The 6,594-nt window shown below is 71.6% G+C and carries 8 protein-coding genes; 4 read left to right on the top strand and 4 right to left on the bottom strand.

Annotated features, from left to right (window positions below):
* Positions 1–104: 104 nt before the first annotated feature.
* The 4 genes from CSC62_RS15045 to CSC62_RS15030 all read left to right on the top strand — a co-directional run bounded on the left by CSC62_RS15045 (position 105) and on the right by CSC62_RS15030 (position 3,010).
* Complete coding sequence (locus tag CSC62_RS15045; protein ID WP_162407501.1) at positions 105–599, top strand: TPM domain-containing protein; 495 nt, start codon at positions 105–107, stop codon at positions 597–599.
* A gap of 199 nt (positions 600–798) precedes the next feature.
* Positions 799–1,716 (top strand): prolipoprotein diacylglyceryl transferase, encoded by a 918-nt coding sequence (gene lgt, locus CSC62_RS15040; protein WP_162407500.1) that lies wholly within the window; start codon positions 799–801, stop codon positions 1,714–1,716.
* On the top strand, positions 1,713–2,507 hold the full coding sequence (locus tag CSC62_RS15035) for a thymidylate synthase (protein ID WP_162407499.1): 795 nt from the start codon (positions 1,713–1,715) through the stop codon (positions 2,505–2,507). The genes lgt and CSC62_RS15035 overlap by 4 nt, the downstream gene beginning before the upstream one ends.
* A gap of 68 nt (positions 2,508–2,575) precedes the next feature.
* Positions 2,576–3,010 carry a dihydrofolate reductase gene (locus tag CSC62_RS15030; RefSeq protein WP_246194480.1) on the top strand — a complete coding sequence of 145 codons (435 nt, stop codon included), beginning with the start codon at positions 2,576–2,578 and terminating at the stop codon, positions 3,008–3,010.
* Positions 3,011–3,018: 8 nt separating this feature from the next.
* Here the strand turns inward: CSC62_RS15030 and CSC62_RS15025 are convergent, their stop codons facing one another.
* The 4 genes from CSC62_RS15025 to CSC62_RS15010 are packed head-to-tail and all read right to left on the bottom strand — an operon-like array spanning position 3,019 to position 6,535.
* Positions 3,019–3,870, bottom strand: a complete 852-nt coding sequence (locus CSC62_RS15025; protein ID WP_162407498.1) for a symmetrical bis(5'-nucleosyl)-tetraphosphatase — start codon at positions 3,868–3,870, stop codon at positions 3,019–3,021.
* A gap of 10 nt (positions 3,871–3,880) precedes the next feature.
* Positions 3,881–4,267 (bottom strand): Co2+/Mg2+ efflux protein ApaG, encoded by a 387-nt coding sequence (gene apaG / locus CSC62_RS15020; RefSeq protein ID WP_162407497.1) that lies wholly within the window; start codon positions 4,265–4,267, stop codon positions 3,881–3,883.
* Positions 4,268–4,316: 49 nt separating this feature from the next.
* Positions 4,317–5,102 (bottom strand): 16S rRNA (adenine(1518)-N(6)/adenine(1519)-N(6))-dimethyltransferase RsmA, encoded by a 786-nt coding sequence (gene rsmA / locus CSC62_RS15015; protein WP_162407496.1) that lies wholly within the window; start codon positions 5,100–5,102, stop codon positions 4,317–4,319.
* A gap of 38 nt (positions 5,103–5,140) precedes the next feature.
* Positions 5,141–6,535, bottom strand: a complete 1,395-nt coding sequence (locus tag CSC62_RS15010) for a sigma-54-dependent transcriptional regulator (RefSeq protein ID WP_162407495.1) — start codon at positions 6,533–6,535, stop codon at positions 5,141–5,143.
* Positions 6,536–6,594 lie beyond the last annotated feature (59 nt).

The following is a 6,594-nucleotide window of genomic DNA, read 5'->3' as shown; positions in this document are numbered from 1 at the left end:
GGCTGGGGCGGAGGCGGCTTCGGCGGCAGTGGTTTCGGGGGAGGCGGCGGCTGGTCGGGCGGTGGCGGCATGTCCGGCGGCGGCGGCGCCTCGGGGCGGTGGGGATGGCCGCCGGCCTACGTCTGCTGCGGCACCTGTTCGCGCCTTCGGCCGCAGGCCGCTTTCCCGATCAGGTTTTGGCCCGGATCGGCGAGGCGATCGCCGCCGGCGAGCGCCTGCACGACGGCGAGGGGGTGTTCGCGGTCGAGGCAGGGCTGCCGGCCGGCGAGGCCTGGCGCGGCACCGCGCCACGCGCCCGTGCCGAGGAAGTATTCGCCCGTCTGCGGGTCTGGGACACCCAGGCCAACAACGGTGTGCTGCTGTACCTGCTGCTGGCCGATCACGCCATCGAGATCGTCGCCGACCGCGGCCTGCACGGCCGGGTCGCCGCCGCGGAGTGGGAAGCGGTGTGCGCGGCGGTGCGCGAGCGCCTGCATGTCGACGGCGACAAGGCGGCGGCGGTCGACGGCGTGGCCCGGATCTCGGCGCTGCTGGCCGCGCATTTCCCGGCCACCGACGAGCCCCGCGACGAATTGCCGGACCGGCCCGTGCGGCTGTAGGCGTCCCTGGCGTAAAAGCGCTGGCTTCGGGCTGGGCCGCCGTGCCTTGGGTCTGCGGTGCACCGCTCGGGCAGGCATCCTGCCCGCAACTCGCGGCCGTGGCACGTCCCTGTGCCACTAAACGCAACTGTTGCCGTGCCGTTGCAAGAAATTCGACCTGCTCGGGCACAATAGGGCCCTCGCACCGCCGGCAGGTTCCATGACCGTCCTCCACCAGATCGATCCCATCGCCTTCTCGCTCGGCCCGCTGCGGGTCCACTGGTACGGACTGATGTACCTGCTGGGCTTCGGCACGGCCTGGTGGCTGGGACGGCAGCGGATCGCCGCCGGGCGCCTGCCGGGGGTGGACGCCAACGGATTCTCCGACCTGCTGTTCTACGCGATGCTCGGGGTGATCCTCGGCGGCCGCTTGGGCTATGTGCTGTTCTACGGCCTGGACGAACTGCTCCGAGACCCGCTGATGATCGTGCGCGTCTGGGACGGCGGCATGAGCTTCCACGGCGGCCTGGTCGGCGTGCTGGCCGCTGCCTGGCTGTGGTCGCGGCGGCAGCGCCTGCACTTCTTCGACACCATGGATTTCGTCGCCCCGCTGGTGCCGCCGGGCCTGGGCTTCGGCCGGCTCGGCAACTACATCGGCGGCGAGCTCTGGGGCAAGCCCACCGAGGCCGGCTGGGGCGTGGTGTTCCCGACCGGGCTGCCCGAGCGCTTCCAGCAGCTGGACCCGGCCGCGCTGCGGGCGCAGTTCGAGGCCGGCGCGCTGGACGCCTGGGCCCGCCATCCCTCGCAGCTCTACCAGGCCTGCCTCGAGGGCCTGGTGATGTTCGTGGCCTTGTGGTGGTTCTCCTCGCGCCCGCGACCGCGCTATGCGGTGTCCGGGCTGTTCGCCCTGCTGTACGGCGTGTTCCGCTTCCTGGTCGAGTTCGTGCGCGTGCCCGACGCCCAGCTCGGCTACCTGGCCTTCGGCTGGCTGACCATGGGCCAGGTGCTGAGCCTGCCGCTGGTGGCGCTGGGGCTGTACCTGCTGTGGCGCTCGCGGCACGCCCCGGTGCTGGAGCCGCTGCCGGCCGCGCCTGCGGCAGGCGTCGATGCCAGGGCGGGCAAGGGAGGCAGGCCATGAAGCAGTACCTGGACCTGCTCGGCCACGTGCTCGAGCACGGCACCGAGAAGGCCGACCGCACCGGCACCGGCACCCGCAGCGTGTTCGGCTGGCAGATGCGCTTCGACCTGGCCGAAGGCTTCCCGCTGGTCACCACCAAGAAGCTGCACCTGCGCTCGATCGTGCATGAGCTGCTGTGGTTCCTGAAGGGCGAGACCAATATCGCCTACCTCAGGGACAACAAGGTCAGCATCTGGGACGAGTGGGCCGACGAAAACGGCGAACTCGGCCCGGTGTACGGCAAGCAGTGGCGGCGCTGGACCGGCAGCGACGGCGCCGAGATCGACCAGATCCGCTGGGTGGTGGACGAGATCCGCCGCAACCCCGATTCGCGCCGGCTGATCGTCAGCGCCTGGAACGTGGCCGAGCTGCCGCAGATGGCGCTGATGCCCTGCCACACCATGTTCCAGTTCTACGTCGCCGGCGGGAAACTGAGTTGCCAGCTGTACCAGCGCAGCGGCGACATCTTCCTCGGGGTGCCGTTCAACATCGCCAGCTACGCCCTGCTGACCCACATGGTGGCCCAGGTCACCAGGCTGCAGGTGGGCGACTTCGTCCACACCCTGGGCGATGCGCACCTGTATTCCAACCACTACGAGCAGGCGCGCGAGCAGCTCGCGCGCAGCCCGCGGCCGTTGCCGACCCTGCGCCTGAACCCGGCGGTGACCGACCTGTTCGAGTTCGCCTACGAGGACATCGCCATCGAGGGCTATGACCCGGCGCCGGCGATCAAGGCGCCGGTGGCGGTGTGAGCCAGCCTCCGCGGCTGGTCCTGGTCGCGGCCCTGGACCGCGAACGCGGCATCGGCCGCGGCAACGCGATGCCGTGGCACCTGCCGGACGACTTCCGTCACTTCAAGGCGCTGACCCTGGGCAAGCCGATCCTGATGGGGCGCAAGACCGCGCAGTCGCTGGGACGCGCGCTGCCGGGGCGGACCAACCTGGTGCTGACCCGGCAGGGACAGGCGCCGTTCGCCGGCATGCAGGCGGTGGCCTCGCTGCGGCAGGCATTGGAATCGGCCTCGGCGCAGGGCGCGGACGAGCTGTGCGTGATCGGCGGCGGCGAGGTCTACGCCCTGACGTTGCCGCATGCGCACGCGCTGCAGCTGACCCACGTGGACACGGTGGTCGCCGGCGCCGATGCGTTCTTCCCGGCCTGGGACCCGGCGCAGTGGCGGGTGGCCTCGCGCGAGGCGCACGCGGCCGACGACCGGCACGCGCACGCGTTCGAGTTCGTGGAATACCGGCGGCCGTAGCCGCCGGGCTATTCCTTGCGCAGGTGCGGCGGGATCGCCGACACGTCGCGGCCGGGCGACTGCACCACGCGCAGCTCGTCGGTGTCCAGCTGCAGGGCGGTGAGCTTGCCGCCCCAGACCGCGCCGGTGTCGATCGCGTGCACGCCCTGGGCGATGGTCAGGCCCAGGGTCGACCAGTGGCCGCAGACGATCTTCAGGTCGCGCTCGACCCGGCCCGGCGCCTCGAACCAGGGATACAGCCCCGGCGCCTGGGTGCCGGGCGTGCCCTTCTCCTCGATCGCGATGCGCCCGCGCGGGGTGCAGTAGCGGGCGCGGGTGAACCAGTTGATAGTCGCGCGCCAGCGCTCGTGGCCGCGCAGGCCCGAGGACCAGTTCGGCTTGTCGCCGTACATGTTGCGCAGCAGGGTGCGGTAACCGTCGCCCTGCAGCTGGCGCTCGATCTCGGCGGCGTAGCGTTCGGCGTCCTGGGTGCTCCACTGCGGGGCCAGGCCGGCGTGGACCATCATCCAGCCCAGCGCGCGGTCGGCGTGGACCAGTTTCTGCCGGCGCAGCCAGCCCAGCAGTTCGTCGGCGTCCTCGGCCAGGACCACGCGCTGCAGGTCGGGGTTGACCTTGCGCTTCTCGGCCAGCGGACGCTCGCCGATCGCCAGCAGGGACAGGTCGTGGTTGCCGAGCACGACCACGCTGCGTTCGCGCAGGGAATGCACCAGGCGCAGGGTCTCCAGCGACTGGCCGCCGCGGTTGACCAGGTCGCCGCAGAACCAGAGGGTGTCGGCGGCCGGGTCGAAGCGGATCTTCTCCAGCAGTCGCTGGGTGGCGTCGTAGCAGCCCTGCAGGTCGCCGATGGCCCAGATGCTCATCGTCTCGGCCTCAGTGCAGGGTACGCGGGACGGTCAGCAGGAACGGGGCGATGGGCGCGTCGAAGCGGGTGCCGTCGGCGGCCAGCATGTCGTAGCGTCCCTGCATGGCGCCGTCGCCGGTCTCCAGCACCACGCCGGAGGTGTATTCGAAGTCCTCGCCCGGCTCCAGCCAGGGCTGTTCGCCGACCACGCCTTCGCCGTGGACTTCCTCGGTACGGCCGTTGCCGTCGGTGATCCGCCAGTGGCGGGCGATCAGGCGGGCGGCGACGCGGCCGCGGTTGTGGATGCGGATGGTGTAGGCGAAGACGTAGCGGTCGGCGTCCGGCTCGGACTGGTCGGCCAGGAACCGGGGCGTGACATCGACGTCGATCGCGTAGGGCGTATCGGTGCGGGACATGGCGACAGTGTAAGCGAAGGTCGTGATGGCGATGACCACGCCATGGTCGCTACTCGCCGTTCTTCGCGTTCGCCAGGCGGACGAATGCGGCGACCTCGATCTGCTCGGCGCGCGCGTCGGGACTGACCCCGGCGGCCTCGAACCGGGCGGCGTCGCAGACGCCGTGAAGGGCGTTGCGCAGGGTCTTGCGGCGCTGGCCGAAGGCCGCGCGCACCACCTCGGCGAAGCGGGCGCGGTCCTCGATCCCGACCGTGGCCGGGTCGCGCGGCACCAGCCGCACCACCGCCGAATCGACCTTGGGCGCCGGCCGGAACGCGCCCGGCGGGACTACGAACAGCGGCTGCACCTGGCAATAGGCCTGCAGCATCACGCTCAGGCGGCCGTACACCTTGCTGCCGGGGCCGGCGCCCATCCGGTCCACCACTTCCTTCTGCAGCATGAAGACCATGTCGCGGATCGCCGCGGCGTGGTCCAGGGCGTGGAACAGGATCGGCGAGGAGATGTTGTAGGGCAGGTTGCCGGCCAGCTTGATCGGGGTGCCGGCGGCCAGCGCGGTGAAATCGACCTGGAGCACGTCGCGGTGGACGATGGTCAGCTCGCCCACGCCTTGCGCCATCGCTGCCAGCGGGCCGACCAGGTCGCGGTCGAACTCGATCACGGTCAGGGCGCCGTGGCGGCGCAGCAGGGGCAGGGTGATCGCGCCCTGGCCGGGGCCGATCTCGACCACGCGGTCGCCGGGTTTCGGATCGATGGCCTGGACGATGCGGTCGATGTAGACACGCTCGTGCAGGAAGTTCTGGCCCAGGGACTTCTTGGGCGTGTGCGGGCTGCTCATGCGCCATTATCGCCGGAGGCGGGCGGCGATGGCGGCCCTCAGTCCATCCCCAGCTTCTTCAGCTTGTAGCGTAGGGCGCGAAAGGTGATGCCCAGCTGCGCGGCGGCGCGGGTCTTGTTCCAGCGGTTGTCCTCCAGCGCCTTCTGGATCGCGGCGCGCTCGAGCTGCTCGATGTAGGAGGGCAGGGCGCCGGTGCCCGGGTCCAGGTCCAGCACCGCCTCGGCGGGCGGGGCGGACGGGCCGTTGTCGGGCGTGCCGGCGGCGCGCATCGGCGCCTGCGGCAGGTGCAGGTCGGAGCCGTCGATGCGCTCGCCGTCGGCCAGGGCCAGGGCGCGCTCGAGGATGTTCTCCAGCTCGCGCACGTTGCCGGGGAAGGCGTAGCCGGCCAGGGCGGCGACCGCGCCGGGGGTCAGCTCGGGCGCCGGGCGGCCCTGGCCGGAGGCCAGCCGGGCCAGGATCGCGCCGGCCAGCTGCGGCAGGTCGCCGGTGCGCTCGCGCAGGGGCGGCACCCGCAGCTCGATCACGTTGATCCGGTAGTAGAGGTCGTGGCGGAAGCGGCCGTCGGCGACCAGTGCCGACAGGTCCTTGTGGGTGGCCGACAGGATCCGCACGTCCACCGGCACCTCGCCGGCGGCGCCGACCGGGCGCACCGATTTCTCCTGGATCGCGCGCAGCAGCTTGACCTGCATCGGCAGGGGCAGTTCGGCCACCTCGTCCAGGAACAGGGTGCCGCCGCTGGCGGCCTGGAACAGGCCGGGCTTGTCGGCATGGGCGCCGGTGAAGCTGCCCTTCTTGTGGCCGAAGAACTCGCTCTCCATCAGCTCGGCCGGGATCGCGCCGCAGTTGACCGGGACGAACGGCCCGCCGGCGCGCGCGCCCTGCTCGTGGATGGTGCGGGCGACCAGTTCCTTGCCCACGCCCGACTCGCCCAGGATGTAGACCGGCGCCTGGCTGCGGGCGACCTTGGCGATGGTGGCGCGCAGGGTGGCCATGGCCGGCGAATCGCCGAGCAGGCGGCTGGCCTGTTCCGGCGGCGGCGGGGGCGGCTTGGGCCGCTCGGCGTTGTTCAGCTCCAGCGCGTGCTTGACCAGGCCGCGCAGGACGTTGATGTCCACCGGCTTGCTGACGAAGTCGAAGGCGCCGGCCTTCAGCGCCTCCACCGCCAGGTCCATGCTGCCGAAGGCGGTGATCATCGCCACCGGGGTCTGCGGGTGGTTGCGGGCGATCTCGCCGACCAGCTCGATGCCGTTGCCGTCGGGCAGGCGCATGTCGGTGAAGCACAGGTCGTAGCGGTTGCCGCCCAGCAGTTCGCGGGCCTCGGCCAGGTTGGCGGCGGTGTCCACGCGCAGGCCCATGCGGCCCAGGGTCAGCACCAGCAGCTCGCGGATATCGCGTTCGTCGTCGACGATCAGGGCGCTGCGGCTTGGGCTCATGACCCTGAACGATAGCGGACCGGGCCGACCGGGCCAAGCCGGGCGTCGCGGCGACCGCG

This window comes from Pseudoxanthomonas jiangsuensis, assembly GCF_010093185.1.
In the GTDB taxonomy this organism is placed as follows: domain Bacteria; phylum Pseudomonadota; class Gammaproteobacteria; order Xanthomonadales; family Xanthomonadaceae; genus Pseudoxanthomonas; species Pseudoxanthomonas jiangsuensis.
Note: the sequence above shows the minus strand (reverse complement) of the source record. Positions and strands in the feature narration are given on the sequence as shown.